The 23,217-nt window shown below is 62.7% G+C and carries 17 protein-coding genes and 1 pseudogene; 7 read left to right on the top strand and 11 right to left on the bottom strand.

Going from position 1 to position 23,217, the window contains the following annotated elements; translation table 11 throughout:
• Positions 1–6,537: beta strand repeat-containing protein (locus IE224_RS02125; RefSeq protein WP_229849209.1), on the bottom strand; the 6,537-nt coding region annotated here is incomplete at its 3' end.
• A gap of 1,328 nt (positions 6,538–7,865) precedes the next feature.
• On the opposite strand from IE224_RS02125, the gene IE224_RS02120 reads away from it, so the two are divergent.
• The gene (locus IE224_RS02120; protein WP_191307605.1) at positions 7,866–9,236 is read left to right on the top strand and encodes a sulfotransferase family protein; all 1,371 of its coding nucleotides are present in this window, start codon (positions 7,866–7,868) and stop codon (positions 9,234–9,236) included.
• Positions 9,237–9,245: 9 nt separating this feature from the next.
• On the opposite strand, the gene IE224_RS02115 is transcribed toward IE224_RS02120, so the two are convergent.
• From IE224_RS02115 to IE224_RS21265, 6 genes are all read right to left on the bottom strand, one after another.
• On the bottom strand, positions 9,246–10,226 hold the full coding sequence (locus IE224_RS02115; RefSeq protein ID WP_191307603.1) for a glycosyltransferase: 981 nt from the start codon (positions 10,224–10,226) through the stop codon (positions 9,246–9,248).
• A gap of 78 nt (positions 10,227–10,304) precedes the next feature.
• Positions 10,305–11,288 (bottom strand): Fic family protein, encoded by a 984-nt coding sequence (locus tag IE224_RS02110; RefSeq protein ID WP_191307601.1) that lies wholly within the window; start codon positions 11,286–11,288, stop codon positions 10,305–10,307.
• Positions 11,289–11,456: 168 nt separating this feature from the next.
• On the bottom strand, positions 11,457–14,540 hold the full coding sequence (locus tag IE224_RS02105) for an efflux RND transporter permease subunit (protein WP_191307599.1): 3,084 nt from the start codon (positions 14,538–14,540) through the stop codon (positions 11,457–11,459).
• Positions 14,537–15,661, bottom strand: coding sequence for an efflux RND transporter periplasmic adaptor subunit (locus IE224_RS02100; RefSeq protein ID WP_191307597.1), 1,125 nt, complete (start codon positions 15,659–15,661; stop codon positions 14,537–14,539). Before IE224_RS02100 ends, IE224_RS02105 begins: the two co-directional genes overlap by 4 nt.
• Before the next feature lie 114 nt (positions 15,662–15,775).
• A complete protein-coding gene (locus tag IE224_RS02095) occupies positions 15,776–16,162 on the bottom strand; it encodes a type II toxin-antitoxin system VapC family toxin (RefSeq protein ID WP_191307595.1) in 387 nt (128 codons plus the stop codon).
• Positions 16,159–16,287 (bottom strand): hypothetical protein, encoded by a 129-nt coding sequence (locus IE224_RS21265; protein ID WP_268246531.1) that lies wholly within the window; start codon positions 16,285–16,287, stop codon positions 16,159–16,161. Before IE224_RS21265 ends, IE224_RS02095 begins: the two co-directional genes overlap by 4 nt.
• Before the next feature lie 272 nt (positions 16,288–16,559).
• Here IE224_RS21265 and IE224_RS02085 point away from each other — a divergent pair, with 272 nt between their 5' ends.
• Positions 16,560–17,201, top strand: coding sequence for a DsbA family protein (locus IE224_RS02085; protein WP_191307593.1), 642 nt, complete (start codon positions 16,560–16,562; stop codon positions 17,199–17,201).
• Between the two features lie 113 nt (positions 17,202–17,314).
• Positions 17,315–17,821, top strand: coding sequence for a L,D-transpeptidase family protein (locus tag IE224_RS02080; protein ID WP_191307591.1), 507 nt, complete (start codon positions 17,315–17,317; stop codon positions 17,819–17,821).
• Between the two features lie 51 nt (positions 17,822–17,872).
• Here the strand turns inward: IE224_RS02080 and IE224_RS02075 are convergent, their stop codons facing one another.
• Genes IE224_RS02075 through IE224_RS02065 form a run of 3 tightly spaced genes read right to left on the bottom strand, consistent with a single transcriptional unit; the run spans position 17,873 to position 20,409 of the window.
• A complete protein-coding gene (locus IE224_RS02075; RefSeq protein ID WP_191307589.1) occupies positions 17,873–18,649 on the bottom strand; it encodes a MetQ/NlpA family ABC transporter substrate-binding protein in 777 nt (258 codons plus the stop codon).
• 34 nt (positions 18,650–18,683) lie between these two features.
• On the bottom strand, positions 18,684–19,358 hold the full coding sequence (locus IE224_RS02070; RefSeq protein WP_191307587.1) for a methionine ABC transporter permease: 675 nt from the start codon (positions 19,356–19,358) through the stop codon (positions 18,684–18,686).
• Complete coding sequence (locus tag IE224_RS02065; RefSeq protein ID WP_191307584.1) at positions 19,348–20,409, bottom strand: methionine ABC transporter ATP-binding protein; 1,062 nt, start codon at positions 20,407–20,409, stop codon at positions 19,348–19,350. Before IE224_RS02065 ends, IE224_RS02070 begins: the two co-directional genes overlap by 11 nt.
• 140 nt (positions 20,410–20,549) lie before the next feature.
• Here IE224_RS02065 and IE224_RS02060 point away from each other — a divergent pair, with 140 nt between their 5' ends.
• Complete coding sequence (locus IE224_RS02060) at positions 20,550–21,698, top strand: acyltransferase family protein (protein WP_191307577.1); 1,149 nt, start codon at positions 20,550–20,552, stop codon at positions 21,696–21,698.
• 7 nt (positions 21,699–21,705) lie between these two features.
• Here IE224_RS02060 and IE224_RS02055 read toward each other — a convergent pair whose 3' ends face one another.
• On the bottom strand, positions 21,706–21,945 hold the full coding sequence (locus tag IE224_RS02055) for a hypothetical protein (RefSeq protein WP_191307574.1): 240 nt from the start codon (positions 21,943–21,945) through the stop codon (positions 21,706–21,708).
• A 284-nt stretch (positions 21,946–22,229) separates the two neighbouring features.
• Between IE224_RS02055 and IE224_RS02050 the strand changes: the two are divergent.
• The 3 genes and pseudogenes from IE224_RS02050 to IE224_RS02040 form a co-directional block, all read left to right on the top strand.
• Positions 22,230–22,493, top strand: a pseudogene (locus IE224_RS02050) (CPBP family glutamic-type intramembrane protease); the annotation flags it as partial.
• Positions 22,494–22,548: 55 nt separating this feature from the next.
• The gene (locus IE224_RS02045) at positions 22,549–22,809 is read left to right on the top strand and encodes a type II toxin-antitoxin system Phd/YefM family antitoxin (RefSeq protein WP_191307569.1); all 261 of its coding nucleotides are present in this window, start codon (positions 22,549–22,551) and stop codon (positions 22,807–22,809) included.
• Positions 22,810–23,214, top strand: coding sequence for a type II toxin-antitoxin system VapC family toxin (locus tag IE224_RS02040; protein ID WP_191307567.1), 405 nt, complete (start codon positions 22,810–22,812; stop codon positions 23,212–23,214). It abuts the gene before it with no gap.
• Positions 23,215–23,217: the final 3 nt, after the last annotated feature.

Raw genomic sequence — 23,217 nt, 5'->3', positions numbered from 1 at the left:
GAGAAGATCGTCGCCTTGATTGCCGAACAACATGTCGTTGCCTGCCTCACCCCGGATGGTGTCGTTGCCAGCACCCCCTGAGACAACATTTGCTACCGCATCCCCTGTCAGAAGATCCTCAAAGCGGCTGCCGATCAGGTTTTCGATCGAGATCAGCGTATCGCTGCCTTCCGAGGCGCCGACCAGTTGCGCAACACCCTGAAGGTTCAGGTCGACAGTCACGCCTGAGGTAGCGGACTGGTAAGATGCAGTATCTGCATCCGCTCCCCCGACAAGCGTGTCGTTTCCAACACCACCAGCCAACGTATCGCGGCCTGCGCCCCCTTCGAGGGAGTCGTTGCCAATTGACCCCGACAGCCCATCATCCGCATTACCGCCGACAAGGTGAAGGCCCGCAATGCCTGGCGTCGCAATGTCGATCAGCTCAGCATTGCCTTCCCTATCTGTATACACCAGTCGAGCGGAGACTGCCTGTCCCGTATCTGCCGCGCTGAGCACATATTCGAGACCCGTTGCTATAACAGTTCCGTTGCGCAGCCATTCAACTTGCGCGCCAGCCAAGCCGGGGAAACCGTCGGCATCGGTGACCATGCCGGTCAGGGTTAGTGTTTCGCCCACAAACGGCGTCCGAGTTCCACTGCCCGGATGGCTGATCGACAAGGTGCTGACAGGCGCATCGTTGACCTGCTCGATGCCGATTGTTGTGGTTGCGGCGACACCGGGATTGCCCTCGCTATCTGTCGAGGTCACGGTGACATGGCGGGCAGCGTCGGTCGGAGCACTTGAGTCGTTCACATAACGGATCGCCCGCAGCGCCAACTGGAAGTAAGTCTGATCCAGACCGTCCAGGTTTTGCAGCCGGATTTCATGCGTTCCGTTGCCCAGGACGGTGATGTTGAGCGCCGCCAGTGCGTTCAGCATTGCCGGGTCGACAATCAGACGCTCATCAGTGCCGTTCACGCCATCCTCAAGCGTAACGACGACTTCAACAGTATTGCCTTCCTCATCGATCAGTTCTGCGTCTGCAGTCGCAATTGCTACTCCAACGCCGCCCTCGACATATGTTGTCGTATGATCGCGACCCTCACTCGAAGGACCGTTGAGATCGGCGACGGTGGCCCATTCCACGGCCAGGTCGAAGCTGGTTTCCTGCGAGATCGCGCCGGTCTCATCGGTAACACGGAGTGATATGCTGCGTTCGCCTGTGAACAGGTTCGGGTTGGCGTTCTCGTAACGCAGGCTTTGTAGCGCTTCTTGGTAATCCTCAAGCGATCCGGTGCCGCTTATGACAATTGGGTCGCCCGCAAGCCCGGTCCCCGTGATGGTCAGCTGCGTCCCGCCGGAAGTCGTGAAGCTGGCTCCCCCCGTCGAGAAGATTGTCTCGTAGAGTGTCCCGAAGACATTGTCCGTCGTGGTTTCCGGATCAAGCGTTACAACAGCCTGGGTTAGCGCTGCGCCCTCATCAGGATCTGTCAGAACAAGCTCTTCGGTTCCAAACAGAGCGACGGCCGCTCCGCGGGCATAGAAGGTGTTGCCTTGTCCGACTTCGATCGAAGGATTGTCGTTTACTGCGGTGACCTCAATGGAAACATCAGCGCTGTCTACTGAGAAGCCCGAGTTTCCGCCACGATTGGCCGCGTTATCGGACCCCGCGATCCCGGCAACAACAGTGCCAGCAATACCGTCCGTTCCATCCCAAGCATAATAGGACAGTTGGGCTTCAGTCGCGTTTTGCTGATCGGGAACAAAGCGGACCGCATCATTGGCGCCCAGCAAGAGAACTTCCCCTTCGGAAAGGGTGATATTGGTCCAGGAACCGCCGTCCAAACGATATTGCCACTGACCGCCTCCCGGGCCTTCAGACGCAACTCCATGAACCGCCATGCCAGGCGTTACACTGCCATCGACATCCGAGACCGAGCCGAGAAGATCGGACACCAGATTGCCCGAGTTATCGATGTCATCTTCGGTGAGGGTACTACCCATACTGGTCCCAGGGACCAGCACAGGGGCATCATTGACCGGATCGACATTGATCACCATGATCCGGTCAGTCGTGTCAGTGTTGCGCCCGCCATTCGCTGTGCCGCCGTTGTCGGTCACGCGGAAGCCGAAGCGCGCCAAATCCGATCCATTGGCATCAGCCGGCGGAGCATAGACCAGTGCACCGCCTTCCAGGTCTGCGCGGCTGACAATGGTCCCTACGGTGATTTCCTGGCCGTTCAGGAGCAGTTGGCCGTCCGTTGGCAGGCTGGTGATCGTGATGGAGGCAAGTTGGTTCGCCCCTTCATCCAACGGATCGCTGAAGCCGAAATCTTCCACCGAGAAGACATGCTCGACATCTTCGCTTCCGGTGACATTGCTGTCGATGCCTACAGGAGCATCATTCACGGCCTGTGGGTTGATCTCGGTATGCGTCAGCAACCCGACATTGCCTGACATGTCGGTTGCCTGTGCCGTCACAATCCGTGTCGCCGCAGTCGGTGCGTCATCCATATTGGCATAGGTGACACCACGCAAAGCAATCTGGAAGTTTGTCGCAGTGCTACCGCCCGGTGCTTCGAAACTGATCCGCGTCGCTCCGGTCAGGTTGCCCGAGGCGTCCATCGTGCCGTTATGATCGCCCAAGGTGATGCCACGTGCAGCCAACAAATCGAGGACGGCTTTGCGCACGCCTAGGTACTCTTCAGGCGCTTGATCCGCAGTGTTGTCCAGCGGATTGGTCAATTCGACGTCCAATGTCCGGATCAGCCCTTCCTGATCCTCGACGCGCGCATCTGCGGTCGCAATCGCCACCGGCGCCTGCTGTTCGAGATAGCTGATGCGATGGATGTCCCCACCCTGCTGCGGACCGTTCATATCAATGACCGGTGCCCATATTACGTCAACCGTTACGCTCGCCCGGCCGTCATTGGCCGAGATTGCGGTGGTGACCAGTCCGCTGGCATCCCGGAAGCTCAAAGTTGCGCCTTCGTCCAGTCCAGCCAAGGGCCCACTGGCCACGAAGCTGCGGGCGTCGCGCACTGCGGCAACGACCTGACCGCTATCCTCGCCATCGATATAAATTCTCTGGCCTACGGCAATTGCATCATTGCCTTCGGTCAAGGCTACGGCGCTAAGATTGGAGACCTGTCCTTCGGCATCGGTTACCTCGACCTGAACCTGTCGGCTGCCCGCCACGGCATTTGGATTGGTGTTGTTATAAAGAACGCCCTGGAGAATGCTTTCATAAACCTCAGCCGAGGCTTCGCCGGTTAGCACAACAGACGATCCAGCGGCTGCAGATGTGGTGATCGTGACATTGATGCCATGAGAGGCCGCGAGCGCTTGGGCTCCCTCTGTCAGAGACAGGCTTTCATGAACAACGCCGAAACGATTGTCGAGCAGGCCCTCGACCATGCTGATAGTTGCACCAGACATGGTATCGCTGTCCGCATCGGTGAGTTCCAGATTGGACAGGATTGCGACCGCTTCGCCGCGGGCCGTGAAGCGCGCCTGGCCATCAAATCCACCGGATGTCCCCACCACGTCCGAGATGTTTCCGTTTGCATCGGTGAAGTCATCGGCCGTCAAATCAGGGCGATTGCCCGGAGCGGTTGCGGTCAAGACAACGCGACCATTGCCTTCATGTACTGCAACCCAATTAGGCCTGCTCTGTGCTGCAAAGGCCTCAGCGATTTCTTCAGCCGTGCTGGCAGCATCGATTACCAGGCTGATGCCATCAAAGTTCAGCACTTGTGCATCAGCGGTTGGCAAAAAGGTAATGACGGAAGACTCGGCAGTGGTCTCGTCGCCTTGGACCAAGGACGAGCCATTGGTGTCGATAATGGCTGGATCATTGGTTTCAGTGATTGTGACGTCCACATTTCCGAGTGGCGTACGCGTCGTCTCGCCTGCTGTCGCGTAGGCCAACGTGACCGTATCGCTTCCTGCAGCCCCATCGATGGGCGAACGATAAGCGAGATCGTTCGCGGCCATCCATTGGCCAAGATCGGTGGCAGAACCGGACAGGACCAATTCTTCTGTGCCGTTTCCGCTGATCGTGAGCCCGGGGAAATCTTCAGTCCAAAGGCTCCCGCTTTGAGCGCTGACAACGATGTCGTACACCTCGCCGCCTAGATCAGGGTCCTCGAAGGTCAACCCGGAAAGGTCGATATTTCTGTCGGTATCTTCCGGCGCAACAAGTTCTGCATCGATGTTGCCCGAAACATTCAGAGCATCATTGCGTCCTTCGATCGTCACTGTCAGTTCAGCCGAAGATGTCAGCCCTGAAGCGTCGGTAATTGTATAGGTAAACACTTCGGAGAGGGTATCGGACGGACTCGTGAGACCATTAACCGCAGCATTCGTCTCGTCAGGAGCATAGGTCCAGCTGCCGTCTGCTTGCATCGTCAGCGTTCCATATGTGCCGGAAAGCGTGACTACATCCTGGCTCCAGGTGCCATCCGCACCCGTATCGGAAAGGCCGCCGGTGCGCACGCCGGAGAGGCTTACCGTGTCGCCAGTGTCGGGATCGAAATCGCCCGACACACCTCCTAATACGCTGCCCGAGGCCGGGCTTCCTGCAATATCGTTATTGATCCCGGCAGCCTCGACCGCCGTACCGCTATGACCTTGCGCGACCGGGGCATCGTTGGCGCCGGTCAAAGTCACCGTCAGGGTTTGTTGCGTCACCCCGCCCTGTCCATCCGAAGCGGTGACAGTAAAGCTGCGGACCACCTCCTGGCCTTCGGCCAAAGCGTTGAGCGCTTCAGCATCCGGAAGGAAGCTGTAGGTGCCAGACGCTTGGTCCAAGCTCAGCGTCCCGTAGGCATCGGTCCGGGTGGCAATACCGTCCGCAGCCGTCCCGTCAATGATCCCGTAGGTGATCACACTGTTTTCGCCTGGGGCTCCATCATGCAGATCCGATGCAGCAATAGTGCCGGTCAGCGCAGCGGATGTATCGTTTGCTTCGCTATCCGCGACGGACAACTGCTGGGCAGCGGAGGTGAAGACCGGCGCATCATTGACACTGATGACCGTGATCGAGGCGGATGCCCCATTTGCGCTGACAGGCGAGGTGGCGCTATCCGAATTTGTATCGAATACCGCACGCACACCTTCCTGCGTGAAGTCTCCTTCATAGGTGCTGTCAACAGCATGTGCCGTCAGGCTACCAGGGGTTCCATTCCAATCAGCAGCGGGAAGAAAGCGGATCAAACTGCTGTCGCTCAATACCAGGCCATTGTTGGCGCTGACCGTCCCGATTGCATACCAGTCGGTACCATTGGTTGAATACTGCCATTCACCCTGATCGGCTGTCGCTGCATTGCCGCTGATCACCACTCCAGCCAACGAATCCGTGGGCGAAAAGCCGTTGTCGGGATCATCAAAAACCGGAGTGAAGATGCTGGCGACAGTCTCGCCTACCGGAAGCGTATCCTCGTTAACCGGGCTCAAGACTGTGTCGGAAAGGGTCGGGCTGTCATTCTCGGACACAAAGGTAAGCCCGGTGGAGCTGGTTCCGGAGGTTCCATTGGAGTCTACCGCAGTGACAGTGATCTGGCGGTTCAGCGGCGCGTCTTCGGCATCGTTCTGATAAGCAACCTGACGGGCAATGGTTTGCGCGACCGTATCATTTACAGTCGTTGCCGAGACCAGGCGGATATTGTCCACGTACAGGTTCGAGCCGACCACAAGTCCACCAGACCCATCATACGTTCCGCCTACGAATTCAAAACGGTAGTTACCAGCAGGCAGGTTTTCTTCGGAGATGTTGACCCAACCACCAGTGTCGTTACCTCGCTGCGCAAACAGCAGGATGTTATCAGTGGTATTGTTCACATCGTTACTGATGAAGTTTCCGTCAGCATCGACCCGGCGCAGGAAACCGAAGACCTCATAGTCGTCGCCACTGCCGACGGCGCGGAAATCCAGTGTGATGTTGTCGCCAGCCTGAACACTGATCACAGAACTGGTGGCGTAAGGCCCGTGGATCGAGCCGTAGCCGTCTGGCTGAAACGAGCCCGGTGGATTCTGGTCGCCAGAGGCGATACTACCATTGCTGCCAAGATAAAGCGCTTGCGAGCTGTCTACACCCTGTCCGGCCTGCACAGAGCCGTTCCAGGACATGCCGTTGGGATCCTGAATATTCACGGTGCCAGTCCCGCCTCTGTAGTCAGTGTCACTGGCTAGCGTGACGCGCAAGGCGTCGAGATTTAGTTCGTTGCCGTTGTCGCCATATTCTTGGTTCTGAATCGACCAGTTGGCGGCACCTTCCTCAAAGCCTGCATTGGGGAGCGGACTCGAAAAGAGAATGCGCAGCGGCTGCCCGTCTTGTCCGTTATACGTCTCGTCAAGGGAGCCAATTCGGTCGCGGCCTGTGCCGTTGCCCAGATACACATCCCCATCTTCGACCGAAATCGCGCCCACAGCATCAGGATCCTGGGCGCTTGTCAGGAAGAAATTGTCCCCACTTGTCGAGTTGGTTGCGGAAAATTCAATGTATCCTTCAGTGTAGGTTCCCCCGCCCGAAATGGTGATGCCGGGATCTACCATCTGAGCCGCTGTGTTCTCAGAAAAAATCACGTCCGAAGAAAGTACAACTGAGGGCATTGTCCGATCCAAATTTAATCAACTTTTAGTAGTGTATTGCGCAGTCAAAATGACTTGGGTCAAGATAATTTGACGCTTCAAAGCTGCAGACGCTCAACTTTGTGGGAAATGTGCGTCAGTGATTGCATCAAACCATTGTGAGTGTACCCTGCCTTGCTGAGCTCGTCAGGATAGGCATCTCTGGTCGTAGAAGCGTTATTGACTTGGGTGCTGCCTTGCATCCAGGCGTCGATGCGAAGCCCCGAGTCAAGCAGGAGCCAATCTGGGCGACCGGAAGCGCAATTGTTGATTATATTTCAATGCGAAGGCATGATTACAGCCTGAATTTGACATGATAATCCGCGCGATGATGAAGGAACTGCCCGCGGTCTCATCGCGCGCAATTCCACCGCCTACAACGGGGCGGCACGGCTCCTGCTCTCTGCAGGCGGCGATTCAGGGCAAGCTTTGGACCCTGTACGCGTCAGCACTATGCCCGCATCATCCGGAAAGGCCATCCGGCATCGGCTCAACCGTGGTGGAGACCGGACTGCCAACAGCGCTTTGCATCTCATGGCCATCGGCGGCTCCGAACCGACGAAAAGATCAAAGCCTATGTCGCGCGCCGCGTCACCAAAGCATACTTCAAACAGAGGCGACCCAGGTTCTTAAGTGCTGCATCGCCCGCGCAGTCTATGGCAGCATCATGCGCCGCCAGAAATCAACACGACCTGCCTCGCTTGTTGACAAACCGAGGAGCGTCCAAGGCGCATTCACCTCCTTCGCCCGGATCGACCGGCTGAAGCACGCCGGCAGTGGATCTCGGTGGACGGCAAGGGGCGCTGCATAGACACGTCTTCATCGAGCGCCTGTGGCGGTCCCTGAAGTATGAATGTGTCTATCTGCAGGCTTAGGAAAACGCGTACAGGCCAAGGCTGCAATCGATTGCTGGATCACCTTCTACAATCACCAATGACCTCAGACCGCCCATGCAGGCAGTCCGCCTGCGTGGTCTACTTCAACAGCATCGAAACTGCTCATCAGGCGCAGGCAATCGCTTAAAACGAGCCGGAAATCTGCCCAAAGATTGGGAGTCGTTCAATCAGCGAAGCATGTGGTGCGCACGCAAAGGGAGACGCTACACGAACCCTTGGAGCAACAGTTTCCCTTGAACCAAGCTTTGCCATTTGTGAAAGGCTACACAATCGTCATGCAGACTGCCGGCAGGATCAAGCCGGGACCTTGAGGTAGGAAAACAGTTTGCCGCTGACCTTTGCCCGGAGAGTTGCCAGATGAGCCAAAGCCAAGACCGGACTGCATTGATCGTGCTGGGGATGCACTGTTCTGGAGCCTCGGCCCTGGCTGAAGTCCTAGGTCATTTGGGTGCAGCACTGCCGAAGGGTCCGATAGGCCTCACAGAAATGAATGCCGGGGGTTTCTTCGAAGCAGATCGCATCACCGACCTGAACGAGCGCCTGCTCCAACAGGCCGAGCGCAGTTGGTGGGATCCGCGTCCAGTTCCCTTGACCTGGTTCTCCAGCTCCGAGGCTGCCGCCCTTCTGGACGAAGCCGTCGCGACGCTTGAGGCCGATTACGGGAATGCATCCCTGTTCGTGATGAAAGATCCCCGTATCTGCCGCCTTTTGCCGTTCTGGCGCACTGCTCTAGGCCGCTTCGGAGCCCAGGCACTGGTTGTACATATGCATAGCAGAGCTCTGGATGTCGCGGCTTCCCTGACCCATTGGGCAGATCATGAAACCGACTATGGTTTGGTCCTGTGGGCACTCCATGTTCTTGATGCTGAGAAAGGCAGCCGCGACATGAGACGCAGCTTCACCTGCTATGAGGCACTGATCGATGATTGGCGCAGCGTGGCACAAGGCCTTGCTCGCGATCTCGACATCACTTGGCCGCAGGAAACAGATCAAGAAAAAGCGGCCATTGACCACTTCCTCAGCGGTGATCTCCAGCATCTCAAGGCGGCATCGGCCGAAGATCGAACCGAACCACCCCTGCCGCCGGTGGTCGCCGAATTGCAGGACATGCTTGGTTCCTGGGTAGGCGGTGCCGATCCTGCCCGAGATAGCGATCGCCTGGATCAGTTTCGGATGGCCTTGGAAATTAGTGTGCCTCTTTTCCACCCCCTGGCCATTCGCACGATCGACCTTGTCGGTGAAATCAACAGCATGACCGGCTGTATCCAGGCCATGCAGACCGAATATGCACAACTTGCCGAGCAGCTTCGGGAAGCTCAGGCCAACTTGGCCGATGCAGCCCAGGAGCACAAACGCTGCGAGGAGGAAAGCGTCGATCTCTTGCAAAGATTGGCATCAATGGACCGGCGGCTGCATGTTGCTTTGATTCAGTTGCGCCACCTGACCAAACAGCGTGAACGCGAGATCAAGGAACGCCTGCGTTTGGCCATTGCCCTGGATGACCCAGCAGCTATGGCTGATCGCCTGGATGTCTTGACCAACCGTGTAGAACGCATGAAGGAAGAAGTATCCACCGCCATCGCCGCACGCGATCAGGCACGGAAAGAAGCCCAAGAGGCGCTTGAATGGGGTCGGCGTCGCGAAGCCGAATTGCTCGGCAGCACCTCGTGGCGCGTGACCTCGCCGCTGCGCGCCCTAAGCCGAGCATCCCTGCGACTGCGGCCCTAATCGAATCCCTCACCCACTCTCTGCCAGCCGCAGGACCTCCTCATGCGGCCGGTTCAGCCGCCCTTTCATGCCATCGCGAACCGCCTGGTCCAGGATCTTGCGGAACAGGGCCGCGTCGGGACTATAGTCTTTGGCCTTGCGCCGCCATTTGCGCAAAAGAACCGGGACCAGGAGCCAGAACCACGGGCCTGCCGCCACGCGATAGGCGATCAGGGCGTTGCGGTACATGTAATAGACCTTCCACATCGGCCGCAGCACCACGCCGGATTGGCCTTGGCGGGCCGAGGTGTCGTGTTCGAACCGGACCTGCGGGGCAAAGCCGATCCTCAGGCCCTTGCGGCGCATCTGCAGGGTGTAAAGCTGGTCGTCGCCATAGATGAACAACCGCGGGTCGGGCAGGCCCGCGGCCTTCAGCGCAGCGCGCGACAAAAAGAAGCCCACGAAGCTGGTCATGTCGATGGGCAGGACCGGGCTTTCCGCACCATAGGCCGCATCGGGCAGGTGAAAGCCCTTGCGGCCCCGTCCTAGGGGCATCCGGGCCAAGGTGCGCAGGAAGGCGCCCGGATTCCAGAAGGGGTTGCAATATGGGCGGTTCATCTCGCAGATGCTGCCGTCGGGATGGAACACCGCTGCGCCGATGGCGTCCCAGCCTGCCAGGTCCATGGCGCGGAAGGCGTCGAAGGCGCCCGGCTCGGGGCGGCCGTCGTCGTCCATGGCCACGATCCAGTCCGCATCGGTGCGGTCGCGCGCGATCTCCAGGCCCACGGAAAAGCCGCCCGCGCCCCCCAGGTTCCGGTCCGACCGGTGCAGGATCAGGCGAGGGTCCTGCTGCCGGGCCAGCCAGTCGGCGGTTCCGTCCGTCGAGGCGTTGTCGACCACCACCACATGCCGGACCCGCTGGGCCAGAAGCCGGTCCAGCGTGATCCTGAGGTGATCCAGCCGGTCATGCGTGACGACAACGGCAGCAAGGGTGGGGTCGGGATGGGGCATCAGCACGCGCTTTCCAGTTCCTCGGGCTTCCGGACTGCTAGAGCCATAAGCCCCCGGCGGCAAGCGTCGCGCCGAAGGTCAGGCCGCCGCCACCCACAGCCTGAACCGCCGCGCGCCGGTGATTTCGCGGACCAGCCCCATCTTCCGCATCCGCGACAAAAGGCGTTCGGCGGTGTCGCGGCTGATTCCGGCCAGCTCTTCCACCTGGGCAGTGTGCAGGACCGGGTGGGCGGCCAGGGCCTCGATGATGCGGGCAGGGTTCTGGCCCTTGATGGCGGCGGTGGCCTCGCGCGCGGATTGCGCCCAGTCGGCTAGGCGGTCCAGCATCCGGCAGGCATCCTCGGCGCCGCGCGCCAGGGCGGCCAGGTGGCGCGACAGGCGCGCTTCGGGCGGGCCGCCATCGGCCCAGATCGCGCGGCCGTGGCGGCCCAGGGGCAGGAAAGCCAGCCCAGGCGTGGCACGGGCCATGTCGCGGGCGGCCCAAACCGCGCCCTCGATCGCGGCGTCGTCCGGCGAAAGTTCGGCCAGCCGCCACAGCATCCGGGCCGCGGGCGCGCGGACCAGGGGATGCAGGCGCGACAGCCCCTCGACCGCGTCCAGGAAATCCGCCGCCGCCGCGTCAAAGGCCGCGCCCGAGGGGCGATCCGACCAGGCAGGCTCTGCCCGGTCCTCGGCCCGGTGCAGGGCCAGGAAGTCACGCAGCCGAGTGGGATCGGACTGGCCTTCCAGCCGCCGCAAGGCCCAGCGGGCCTGGGCCATGGCCTGCAGGTCGGTGCCCGCGCGGGCCGCCATGGCGTCCAGTCCGATCTCCTCTCGCGACAGGGGGGTGCCTTGGGCGCGCAGCATTTCCTCGATCTCGACAAGGGCCAGGCGGCGGGTGGCGCCGGCGCGGGCCTTGTCGTCCATCGCCGTCAGCCGCGCCTCCAGCCGGCCCACGGCAAGCGCCGCCCCGGCCAGTTCCACGGCCAAGGCCGATTGCGCCGCCAGCCAGTCGGCGGGACGAGGCAGGGCAGGCTGATCGCCGTCCCTGAAGTTCTGCCATGAAAGATCGGATTCGCGCATATCCGCAGACTAGTGCGGAGATGCATGAATGTCTTCACGTTGGCGCAAATATCCTCGGGGGGGTGAGGCGCGCCCGGGAAAAGGTGCAGTGGACTTTTTCAGCGACGAACGCCTGCCGTTATGCGGCAGGCTAGGGCGAAGCGCCCCCGGCCGGCGCGGGACGCCAACCTATTCTGCTGCCACCGGCGTGGCTTCCTCGACGGGCTTGCGCCGCAGCCCCTCGATCAGGACATAGATCACCGGGGTGATCAGCAGCGTCAACACGAAGGCCAGCGACAGCCCGCCCACGATCACGGCGCCGATGGCACGCCGGCTTTCGGCCCCCGCGCCGCTGGCGATGGCCAAGGGCACCGCGCCCAAGACGGTGGCGATGGTGGTCATCATCACCGGGCGCAGGCGGGTCACCGCGCCCTCGCGGGCAGCCACCACCAAGGGCTTTCCTTCCTCGCGCAACTGGTTGGCGAATTCCACGATCAGGATGCCGTTCTTGGCCATGATGCCGATCAGCAGGATCATCCCCACCTGGGAAAAGATGTTAACCGTCCCCCCGGTGATCAGCAGCGTCAGCGCCGCCCCCGCCAGGCCCAGGGGCACGGTCAGCATGATGGTCAGGGGCGTGCGAAAGCTTTCGAATTGGGCTGCCAGGACCAGGAAGACGATCAGCAGCGACATCGCAAAGACCGTGGCGATCCCGGCCGAGCTTTCCAGGTAATCCTTGGCCTGCCCTTCCCAGGCCAGGACTGCGCCTGCGGGCATTTCGGCCATCGCATCCTCGACCGCAGCCATGGCGCCGGCCAGATCGGTGCCGGGGCCAATATCGGCCTCCATCTCGACTGAGATCAGGCGGTCATAGCGGTTCACCGCAGGGGCCGTGGCCCCGGTTGCGATGCTGGCGAAGGCCGACAAGGGGATCAGGTCGCCCCGGTCGTTGCGTAGAAAGACCGACAGCATGTCTTGGACGGAGTCGCGATCCTCGGGCGAGGCCTGCAGGATCACCGGATATTGCCGCCCGTCGCTGGTATATTCGCCCACGCTGCGGGAGGCGAACAGCACCTGCAGGGTCTGGGCGATGGTCTCGGCCGACAGGCCCAGATCCTGGGCACGGGTGCGGTCGATGGACAGGTTGGCGCCGGGCTGGTTGGCGGAATAATTCACCTCGACGGAGGCCAGGCGGGGATCGTTTTCCAGCGTGGCCGCCATGTCATTGGCCCAGGCGGCCGTTCGTTCCATGTCGGGGCCGCCCAGCATCCAGCGGATGTTGCCCTGGCCGCTGCCCAGGCCCAGCCCGCCCGCGGCGCGGACAAAGGTCTCAGCCTGGGTGATGCGGGACAGTTGCGGGCGCAACTCCGCGATGACCTGGTCCACGCTGACATCGCGGTTTTTCCAGTCGGCCAGGTTCACGAACAGCAGCGATCGGCGCAATTCGCCCCAGGTGCCGACGATGGTGGTGACGTTGGTGACGATGCCGTCTTCGCGCAAGGGTTCCAGCAGCGCCTCGACCTGGCGGGTGGCGGCGTCGGTATAGGCCAGGTTCGACCCCTGCGGCGCGGTCACGGTGATGCGGATCTGGCCGCGATCCTCGTCGGGGGTCAGCTGGCGGGGCAGGTGCTGGTAAACGGCAAAGGCGCCTGCCATCAGAAAAGCTGTGATGGCCAGGATCGGCACGGGCCGGGCGATCAGCCGGTCCAGCAGTGCACCGTAGCCCCGTTCAAGCCCGCCGATCACTCGGTTCACGCCGCGCGTGAGCCCGTTCGGGCGTTCCTCGCGCGGCATGATCCTGGCAGCCAGAACCGGCGACAGCGTCAGCGCGACCACGGCCGAGACGGCCACCGCCACGGCCAGCACGATGCCGAATTCGGCAAACAGCTTGCCGATCTCGCCTTCCATGAAGCTGACAGGCACGAAGACCGCGATCAGCACGGCGGTGGTGGCGATGACGGCAAAGCTGACCTGGGACGCCCCGTCGCGCGCGGCCTCAAGCCGCGACTTGCCCATGGCGCGGTGCCGCTGGATATTTTCCAGAACCACGATGGCGTCGTCCACCACCAGGCCGATGGCCAGGATCAGCGCAAACAGCGTCAGGATGTTGATGGAAAAGCCCAGGGCCAGCATCGCCAGCCCCGCGCCAAGCGCGGAGATTGGAATGGTCACGACCGGGATCATCGACAGCCGCATCGAGCCCAGGAACAGGAAGATCACCGCGATCACCAGGGCCACGGCCTCGGCGAAGACCTTGACGACCTGCGCGATCGAGCTTTCGATGAAGACCGCCTCATCCGCGGTGATGTCCAGGCTCATGCCGGGGGGCAGGGTCGGGCGGATCCGCTCGATCTCGGCCTTCACGGCGTCGGAGATCGCGACCGTGTTGGCCTGGGCCTGGGGCTGGACCCCCATCCCCAGCGAGATCACCCCGTTGGCGCGGAAGATCGATTCCCGCTGCTCAGGGCCTTCCTCGATCCGCGCGACATCGCCCAAGCGCAGCGGGCGGCCGGTCGCGTTCGGCCTCCCATCGTTGCGGATCACGACTTGGCGAAAGGTGTCGGGGCTGGAAAAGCGGGTCTGCGCCAGCACCTGCAACTGGCGCGCGCCGGTCTCGATCTCGCCGGCAGGCAGTTCGATGTTGTTGGCTTCAAGCGCCGATATGATATCGCCGGTGGTGATGCCATAGGCGGCCATGCGCGACTGGTCCAGCCAGATGCGCATGGCAGGGGATCGCGCGCCGAAGGTGGCGGTATTGGCCACGCCCGGCAGGCGGGCAAAACGGTCTACCAGGAAGCGAGTTGCGTAGTCCGACAACTCCAGCGGCGTCATGTTCGGGCTGGACAGCGACAGGCGCACAACCGGGTCGCCTTCGCTGTCGTTCTTGTCCACGCGGGGACGCTCGGCCTCCTCGGGCAGGCGGCCCACCACGCGTTCGACGGCATTGCGAACGTCATTGGCGGCGGCGTCGATATCGCGACCGGAATCGAAGGTCAGGACCGTGCGCATCCGGCCCCGTTCGGATTCCGTGGCCATCGAGGTGACGCCGCTGACGCCTGCAAGAGCGCCCTCGATCACCGATGCGACCTGGCTGTCCACCACGTCGGGCGCGGCGCCGGTATAATCGACGCGAACGGTGACCTGGGCCGCCTCGACTTGGGGCAATTCGCGCACTGGCAGGCGCGACATGGCGACCGCGCCGATCAGCACGATCAGCAGGTTCAGCACCGTGGCCATCACCGGCCGGCGCAGGGACAGGTCGGGCAGGCTCATCCGCCACCCTCCAACGGTGCGGGGGCGGGGGCGGCTGAAGCGGCATCGACCCGCCGTTCCTGCGGCACGGCCTCGATGGGGGCGCCGTCGGACACGCGGTGCAGGTTCGTCACGATCACCCGCGCGGATGGCGCCAAGCCCGAGACAACCTCGATCAGCCCGTCCTGCTGCTGGCCGGTGTCGATCTCGACCTCGTGGGCGCTGTTGCCATCGGCCACCATGACCAGGACCCTGTCGCCTTCGACCGTCACAGCGTTTTCGGGGATCGCCGGGCGCTGCCGTTCGTCCAGGACCAGCCGGACCTGCAGGAACATGCCGCCGGCAAGGGCGCGGTCGTTATTGGGGATTTCCGCGCGCAGCGCCAGGCTGCGGGTCGCGGCATCGACGCGGCTGTCGATGCGGCTGATCTCGCCCTGGAAAACCCGGCCCGGCCAGGCGGCCGAGGTCAGTTCGACCCGCTGGCCCTGGAGCAGGCGCGGCAGCAGGATTTCTGGCACGCTGAAATCGACCTCGATCACCGACAGGTCGTCCAGGGTGGCAATGGGGGTGGCGGTGTCGATCAACTGGCCTTCCACCAGATCGGTCAGGCCGATGACACCCGCAAAGGGCGCGCGCAGGCTGCGGTCCTCCAGGGCTACAAGGGCGCGGTCGCGTTCGGCCTGGGCACGCAGCAGGGCGGCGCGGGCGGTCTGATAGGCCGCGTCGGACGCGCTGCCCGAACGGTTGAGGGTTTCCTGCCGGTCGAAGGCGGCCTCGGCCTCGGCCAGGGTGGCCTCGGCGGCCTTGAGATCGGCCTGCTCGGCCCGGTCGTCCAGTTCCAGAAGAACGGCGCCCGCCTCGACCCGGTCGCCGGGCTGAAAGGCGATGCGGCTGATGCGGCCGCTGGCATCGGGCAGCAGGTCCACCGCCTGGCGCGCGCGGGCGGTGCCCACTGCGGTTACGGCATCGGCAAAGGTCACCGGCTCGGGCGTGATGGTCTCGACCCGCAGGGGCCCGGCATTGCCCTGGCCCGCCGTTGCTGCCGGTTCCGAAGCCGCCAGCAGCCGTTCGGTCAGATACAGGCCGCCTGCCGCCGCGGCCAGGACCACGACCAATCCCAAGACGGCCTTGACGGCGCGCATGCCTTTCTCCCCTTGGTGATCAGAGATGGGTTGGTGATAGAACACCTTAACATGCCCCAGGGGACAACTGATATCGACGCGCTTGCGGATATGTGAAGTTTGTAAACGAATGTTTCAGACGGCCCGGATCGGTCCCGGATAGGCCGCAATGCGCGCATTCGCAGTCAGCAGCATCATCCCCTCGGCCAAGGCCTGGGCGATCAGGATGCGGTCGAAGGGATCGGCATGCAGTGCAGGCAGCCCAGACACCCCCAGGCAATGACGCCCAGCAATGGGCAGTTCGGTATAATCGTTGGCCAGTAGCCCCGCCTGCAGCACGCCCGGATCCACCCGGAAGTCGGGCCGGTCCAGGGCGCGCTTGATTGCCACCTCCCAGATCGAGGCCGCCGAGAACCACAGACGGTTGCCGGGATCGGCGATCATGGCCGCGGCATCCCGCGACAGCCGGCCGGGCCGGAACGCCGCACACAGCAGCAGATGCGTGTCCAAAAGCAGGTTCATGGGGCGGCATCACCGCCTTCAAACAGGGCGCGGATCGGGTCGCTGCCCATATTGTCGAAATCATCAAGGATGTCGGCTTGGCCGGCCAGAAAGCCCAAGCGGCATGGAGCCTCGGTTTCGATCATGGTTACCTTGACCAGGGGCTTGCCCGCCCGCGCGATCACAAAGGGCTGGCCCCCGCGCGGCGTCCTCGACCAGCCGGGACAGATGGGTTTTGACCTCGTGGATGTTTACGGTCTTCATAACACCCCCTGTTAGTTCAATAGCCTTAGTCTAGTTAGGCAAAACGTCGAGCGCCGTTAAGGGCTTGTCCTACAGCATCGTGACCACAAGGGCCGTTTCCTCTGCATCGAGCAGCGGCTTAGGTAGGCCTGACTCCTTCCGAAAGGCCCTGCCCATGATCCCCCGCCGCCTTGTCCTGACCGGTGCCGCCGCCTGCGGGACGCTTGCCGCCCTGCCGCTGCGCGCAGCTGTTTCCGATCCGGACCGACCGAACCCCATGCCCGAGGAACTGCGCAAGGCGCTTGAACGCGACCCGACTGCGCCGGTCCTGGGCAATCCAGACGGCGACATCACCCTGTCCGTCTTCTTCGACTACAACTGCCCGCATTGCCGCAAGATGGTCGGGCCGATCCAGGCGCTGATCTCCTTGGATACGCAATTGCGGGTGGTTTATCGCGAATGGCCGGTCTTTGGCGAAGGCTCGGATTTCGCGGCGCGTGCTTCTCTTGCCTCGCTGGAGACGGGAAGATACTGGCAGTTCCACAGTGCCCTGATGGCCCTGAACGGACGGGCCGAGGAAGCCAGCGTCATGCGCGCCGCGCGCCGACTGAGCCTGGACGAGGCCGCCCTGCGCCGGGGCATGGAGGCCGAGCCCGTGACGCGCCATATCGGCTTGTCCTTCCAACTGGCCGAGCATATGGGCCTGATGGGCACCCCTACCTTCATCGCCGGCGACGAGGCGGTCTTCGGCGAACAGTCCCGCGCGGATCTGGCCGCGCTTGTGGGGCGCGGGCGCAGGACGCTGGGCCTGGCCTGACGCGGCCTTTCCGTGCCTTTTCTGACGGGGCGCGGGAATAAACCCCTGCTGTCCCCCGTATCTTTTTCAGCCGGTCCCAAGGCCGGGCTTGCAGAAAAAGAACGAGGGACAGCATGAAACGGGCGTTCTGCGCATTCTTTGTGATGGCCGCATTCCTGGTGACGACGCCGGCCGCGGCCAAAGTCGATCCCAGGGGCAAGGACAACGGCCCCCGGATCACCCAGCTTCTTCTGGATAAGTCGGCCCGCAGGCTTTACCTGCTGCAGGGCCGGACGCCGGTCCGGTCCTATGCGGTGGACCTGGGTCCGAACCCCAGGGGGCACAAGCAGCACCGGGGCGACGGCCGCACGCCCGAGGGGCTGTACCACATCACCCATCGCAACCCGAGATCGAGCTTCTTCCTGTCGCTAGGAATTTCCTATCCCAATGCCCAGGACCGGGCGCGGGCCCATGCCCTGGGGCGCGATCCCGGCGGCGACATCTTCATCCACGGCCGCGGCCCGCGGGTCCGGAATCCGCCCCGCGACTGGACCCGCGGCTGCGCCGCCGTCACCGACCGGGAGATGGCCGAGATCTTCGACCTGGTCGCCCCCGGCACGCCGATCTTCATCAAGCCATGAGAAAGGCCGCAGGAACGACCTGCGGCCTGCGGTTCTTCAAGACAATGCCGCTTACCAGCTGGTCAGCACCGAGCCTTCGTATTTCTCGTCGATGAAGGCCTTTACCTCGGCGCTGTGATAGGCCTCGACCAGCTTTCTGGCCCAGTCCTGTTCTTCGTCGCCCTTGCGGACCACGATGATGTTCACATAGGGGCTGTCGGCCTTTTCCATGCCGATCGTGTCGGTGTTGGGGTTCAGGCCCGCGGCAAGCGCATAGTTGGTGTTGATGATGGACGCATCCGTGTCGGCCAGCGACCGGGGCAGTTGCGCGGCATCCAGTTCCAGGAATTCCAGGTTCTTGGGGTTCTCGGTGATGTCCAGGGGCGTGGGCACCAGGCCGGTGCCCTCGGCCAGGGTCAGCAGGCCCAGATCCTGCAGGATCAGCAGGGCGCGGCCGCCATTGGTCGGGTCGTTGGGAATGCCGATCTTGGCCCCCTCGGGCAGGGCGTCCAGGCTTTCCAGCTTGTCGGAATAGATGCCCATGGGCGTGGTGATGGTGGTGCCGATTTCCACCAGTTCAAACCCCCGGTCCTTGATCTGGTTTTCCAGATAGGGGCGGTGCTGGAAGCTGTTGGCCTGGATGTCGCCATCGGCCAGGGCCGTGTTCGGGATCACGTAGTCCGAGAACTCGACCACCTCGATATTCAGGCCCATGGGCTCGGCCACCTTGGCCACCTCTTCCATGATCTCGGCATGTTCGCCGGGCGAGACGCCGACCTTGATGTCCTCGGCCACCGCAGCGGCGGCGGACAGCGCAAGGGCGGAAGTCAGGGTAACAAGACGCAGCATCGGATGGGTTCCTTTCTTGTCTGCGAAGAAAACCTTAGTGGCCCCGGTTGCGGGGCGCACGCTTGTCGAAGCGGGCGGCGATCCATTCGCCGATGCTTTGCACCAGCTGGACCAGCACGATCAGGATCACGACCACGGAAACCATCACCTCGGGCATGAAGCGTTGGTATCCGTATCGGATGCCCAGATCGCCTAGGCCCTCGCCACCCACCGCGCCGACCATGGCGGAATAACCGATCAGGCTGACCACGGCCAGCGTCAGGCCAAGCGTGATGCCCGGCCGGGCCTCGCGCACCAAGACCTTGGTGATGATCTGCATCGGCGTCGCGCCCATGGCGCGAGCGGCCTCGATGAGGCCTGCATCGACCTCGCGGATGGCGTTTTCCACAAGGCGCGCGATGAAAGGGATCGCGGCCAGGGTCAGCGGCACGATGGCCGCGTTGGTGCCAATCGAGGTACCAACGATGGCGCGGGTCAGAGGGATAATCGCCACGACCAGGATAATGAAGGGCACGGACCGCGTGGCATTCACCACCAGCCCCAGCACCTTGTTCAGCCACGGAGACGATAGCAATTCGCCCTGCTGGGACGTGGCCAGGAACACCCCCAGCGGCAGGCCGAAGGCAGTGCCGAGCAAGGTCGAGGCCGCAACCATGTACAAGGTCTGCAGCGTTGCTTCGTAAAGAAGCCACATCAGGTTAGCGGACATGGCCCAGCACCTCGGTCAGAAGCCCGTGTTGTTCCAGATAGGCCCGCGCCTCGGCGCCCCGCGCGGCATCGACGGAAATCAGCAGGTTGCCGAAGGGATGGGGCCCCACCTCCTCGATCGCGCCGGCCAGGATGTTGGAAGCGATGCCCAATTCGGTGGCCAGCTTGGACAGCATGGGATCGGTGGCGTGGGTTCCGGCGAAGGTGACGCGGATCACCTCCTCGGACGGGCCGTCGGGGCGGTGGTCCAGCATTTTTCCGGCGATGAAGGCGGGCAGCGTCAGGCCGGTGACGCCGCCCAGGAAGGACCGCGTGGTCAGATGGGTGGGCCGGGTGAAGATGTCATAGGTCGGCCCGCTTTCCACGATCCGGCCCCCTTCGATCACGGCCATGTGGCTGGCGATGTCGCGGACCACGGCCATTTCATGGGTGATCAGCAGGATCGTCAGGCCCAGCTCGCGGTTGATGTCGGCCAGAAGCCGCAGGACCGTCTGTGTGGTTTCGGGGTCAAGCGCGCTTGTCGCCTCATCCGACAGCAGCACTTTGGGGCTGGTGGCCAGCGCGCGCGCGATGCCCACGCGCTGCTTCTGACCACCCGACAGTTCCGCTGGATAGCGTCCAGCCAGCCCGTCCAGCCCCACCCGCGCGATCAGATCCGCCACCCGCGCCCGGATCGGGTCGGCAGGCGTGCCTGCGATCTCCAGCGGCAGGGCGATGTTGCCCGCCACCGTGCGCGAGGCCAAGAGGTTGAAATGCTGAAAGATCATCCCGACCTCGCGCCGGATGGCGCGCAAGGCGGCGCCCCCCGCGCGGCCCACGTCGTGACCCGCGACGGTGACGGTGCCGGCGGTCGGGCGTTCCAGCCCGTTGACCATGCGCAGCAGCGTCGATTTACCCGCCCCAGATCGGCCGATGATGCCGCAGATGGCGCCCGGCTCGACCTGCAGCGTCACGTCCTGCAAGGCCGCGATCCACGCGCCGCCAGGCCCGTCAAAGGCCTTTCCAACCCCCTCAAAACTGATCGCCGCACCTGCGGCCGTCATGCCGGTCATGCGTTTTGTCCTTGCCCGGTTGTCCGCCTTGGGGCGGGTTGCCCCAATCGGAGCTGGGACGCAAGCCGTGGTCTTTAACCGATGGCCTTGGGGGCTTCCATTGGCTAAGTTGAAAGGGTGTTGTTGCAGGTTTCTTTCCGATGACAGTCTCGTTTTCCAAAGATCATTGGGCCGCACCCTATCAGGCCTATCTGGACCAGCAGTATTTCCTGTCCCTGAACGGCCTGCGCTTTCTGTGCATCGTCGCGGTTCTCTGGCATCACGCCCCTGGAAACGGGCAGGTCAATTCGGTCCAGCTTCTGGAACGTGGCTTTGTCGGCGTTGACTTCTTCTTTGTCCTCAGCGGTTTCCTGATCACGACCCTGCTTTTGCGCGAAGAGCGCCGAAAAGGTGCGATTTCCCTTGCAGGCTTCTATCGGCGACGGGCCTTGCGGATCCTGCCCGCCTATCTTCTACTGGTCACCGCGGTCTCGGTCTACTGGATCGGCGTGAAGGGCCAAACAGAGCTGCTAGGCCTCGTGCCTTATTATTACGTCTTCCTGGCCAATTTCCTAAAATCCGACATTCCCCTTTTGTCGATCACGTGGTCGCTGTCGGTCGAGGAGCAATATTACCTGCTTTGGCCTGCCCTGCTGATCCTGCTTCCGGCCGCCACTCGGCTGCGGGCGGCTGTCCTGTCGGGTCTTGTCGTCCTGTGCCTGCTGGCCATGCTGGGATTGGGCGAACGGCTGGATCTGCCGCGCCTTGAAACGTCGCAGGCCATCTTTGTCTGGCCCAGCATGTCCTATGCCGCGATCCTGTCCGGATCGCTTGTGGCGGTCCTGCTGAACCACCCAACGGGCTTCCGCTGCCTGTGGCGGCTCTGTGGCTGGAACGGCGCCCCAGTGGTCCTGTTTGCTATGCTTCTGCTGTATCTGCACCTGACGCCAGAATCGCTTCTGGGCTGGCCTGCCCTGGGCATGGACATGCTGATGGCGCTGTGCCTTACATCGCTTGTCATGCGCGAGGATCATGCGCTGCGGCCGGTTCTGACATTTGCCCCAGTGGCCCGCGTCGGCGAGATCAGCTACGGCCTTTACCTGTATCACCTGATCGGCCTGCACATTGCGAACGAACTGGCTTTCTTTGGCGGTCTTGCCGGACCGCAGGCCAAATGGGCCGTGACCCTGGTTTATCCTCTCATCTCCATTGCCATCGCAGAAGCAAGCTTCCGCAGCTTCGAGCGGTATTTCCTGACCCTGCGCGTCAAGCCTGCCCTCCGGAAAGGCCAGCCGGCCACAAGTCGCTAGACCACCCTTACGGCGTGTTCGAGGCTTGCTGGTGTTCCTGGAGGATCCGCCTGCGGGCCAGGCGTGCCTTATGCATCTGGCAAAAGGCGCGAATGGCCAGAACCACCGGCATTCCCAGCAGCAGGCCGGACCAGCCGCCCACGAAGTAGCCCAGGACGACCTGCCAGAAGGATGCATCCTGCAGCCACATCGTCACCGCCCCCGCGACCGAGCCGGCCAGGATCAAGGCAAGCGCCAGGATGATCATGACGCGACACCGAATAAGAAAAGGGTCGTGGCCTGTGCGGGTAGGGCCATTGGCGAAGGCACCTTCTGGTCTGCTTTGATTGCTTTAATCACCTAAAGGTAGAGTTTCCAAGAAATATTCAATCACTCGGTTCCACCGTAATTCGCCTTTTGCGGCCAGTCTGGCGACAGGAATTAGCGAAAGGTGAAGACGGTTGTCCCGGCGGTGAAATCGTACCGGAAGTGGCGCAACCCTTGATTGAAAAACAACCGGAGATTTTTTCTAACACTACGTTTTCCAATACCCGCGACTACCTGGAAAGCCGGCTGCGCGGAGAAGGTCCGGGCTCCGCGGTGCCCCTGTGGCGGGCGGTCGCGGCGATGCTGGTCACCGCCGCGCTGTTCGCGGCGCTTCACAACCGCTGGGCCGAGGCTTTCGTGGCGGGCTTGGCCTTTTCGCTGCTGGCCCGCCGCAGCGGCCAGATCGCCGATGCCGTCGCCGCTCATGCCTTGGCCAACCCGATCGTCTTCGCCATGGCCGCAGCCACCGGCAACTTGGCGGTCATTTGATTGAAACCTGCCCCAGCAATTGCTATCTAGCCAGATAGCTAGACAGGTAACGTCCATGTGGACGCTTCAGGATGCCAAGAACCGTTTTTCCGCCGTGGTCGACGCGGCCTTGGCGGGCCAGCCGCAACAGGTGACACGGCGGGGCAAGCCGGCCGTGGTCGTGCTGTCAGCCGCCGATTACGACCGGATGCGGCAGGCGGCCCAGGACCGGCGCGGCAGCTTCCTGCAGCACCTGCTGAATTTTCTGGGGGGGCTGGAGGATGATCCGGCCCCCCTTTCACGGCCCCAGGCCCGGCCGCGCGATGTCGATTTCTGAATGATGATCCTGGACACGAACGTGATCTCGGCCCTGCGCCGTCCGGATCGCAGCCCCCGCGTCGTGGCTTTTCTGGCCGCCCAGCCCGAGGACAGCCTGTTCCTGTCGGTCATCACATTGGGGGAAATCGAGCGCAGCATTATCCACCAGAAAAGCCGCAATTCGGATTTCGCGGCCGACCTGCGCGATTGGGCCAACCGCACCCAGGCATTGTTCCAGGATCGCCTGCTGTCCTTCGGCGCGGCCGAGGCGCGGATCTGGGGGGCGCTGTCGGCCCGGATCGGGCATGACGGGGCGGATCTGCAGGTCGCGGCGACCGCCTTGTCCCACGACGGGACGGTCGTCACCGGCAATGTGTCGGACTTCCGCCCCACAGGCTGCCGGATCCTGGACCCCTTCGCCTGAGGA

Source organism: Paracoccus aerius, assembly GCF_014656455.1.
Classification (GTDB): domain Bacteria; phylum Pseudomonadota; class Alphaproteobacteria; order Rhodobacterales; family Rhodobacteraceae; genus Paracoccus; species Paracoccus aerius.
This window is presented reverse-complemented; position numbering and strand designations above follow the sequence as displayed.

Excerpts from the sequence above, each read along its gene's own strand:
- IE224_RS02065 (WP_191307584.1), bottom strand. The coding sequence starts at position 20,409 with ATGACCGGCATGACGGCCGCAGGTGCGGCGATCAGTTTTGAGGGGGTT.
- IE224_RS02115 (WP_191307603.1), bottom strand. The coding sequence starts at position 10,226 with ATGCCCCATCCCGACCCCACCCTTGCTGCCGTTGTCGTCACGCATGAC.
- IE224_RS02110 (WP_191307601.1), bottom strand. The coding sequence starts at position 11,288 with ATGCGCGAATCCGATCTTTCATGGCAGAACTTCAGGGACGGCGATCAG.
- IE224_RS02105 (WP_191307599.1), bottom strand. The coding sequence starts at position 14,540 with ATGAGCCTGCCCGACCTGTCCCTGCGCCGGCCGGTGATGGCCACGGTG.
- IE224_RS02070 (WP_191307587.1), bottom strand. The coding sequence starts at position 19,358 with ATGTCCGCTAACCTGATGTGGCTTCTTTACGAAGCAACGCTGCAGACC.
- IE224_RS02095 (WP_191307595.1), bottom strand. The coding sequence starts at position 16,162 with ATGAACCTGCTTTTGGACACGCATCTGCTGCTGTGTGCGGCGTTCCGG.
- IE224_RS02040 (WP_191307567.1), top strand. The coding sequence starts at position 22,810 with ATGATGATCCTGGACACGAACGTGATCTCGGCCCTGCGCCGTCCGGAT.
- IE224_RS02120 (WP_191307605.1), top strand. The coding sequence starts at position 7,866 with ATGAGCCAAAGCCAAGACCGGACTGCATTGATCGTGCTGGGGATGCAC.
- IE224_RS02075 (WP_191307589.1), bottom strand. The coding sequence starts at position 18,649 with ATGCTGCGTCTTGTTACCCTGACTTCCGCCCTTGCGCTGTCCGCCGCC.
- IE224_RS02100 (WP_191307597.1), bottom strand. The coding sequence starts at position 15,661 with ATGCGCGCCGTCAAGGCCGTCTTGGGATTGGTCGTGGTCCTGGCCGCG.
- IE224_RS02045 (WP_191307569.1), top strand. The coding sequence starts at position 22,549 with ATGTGGACGCTTCAGGATGCCAAGAACCGTTTTTCCGCCGTGGTCGAC.
- IE224_RS21265 (WP_268246531.1), bottom strand. The coding sequence starts at position 16,287 with ATGATCGAAACCGAGGCTCCATGCCGCTTGGGCTTTCTGGCCGGCCAA.
- IE224_RS02085 (WP_191307593.1), top strand. The coding sequence starts at position 16,560 with ATGATCCCCCGCCGCCTTGTCCTGACCGGTGCCGCCGCCTGCGGGACG.
- IE224_RS02060 (WP_191307577.1), top strand. The coding sequence starts at position 20,550 with ATGACAGTCTCGTTTTCCAAAGATCATTGGGCCGCACCCTATCAGGCC.
- IE224_RS02055 (WP_191307574.1), bottom strand. The coding sequence starts at position 21,945 with ATGATCATCCTGGCGCTTGCCTTGATCCTGGCCGGCTCGGTCGCGGGG.
- IE224_RS02080 (WP_191307591.1), top strand. The coding sequence starts at position 17,315 with ATGAAACGGGCGTTCTGCGCATTCTTTGTGATGGCCGCATTCCTGGTG.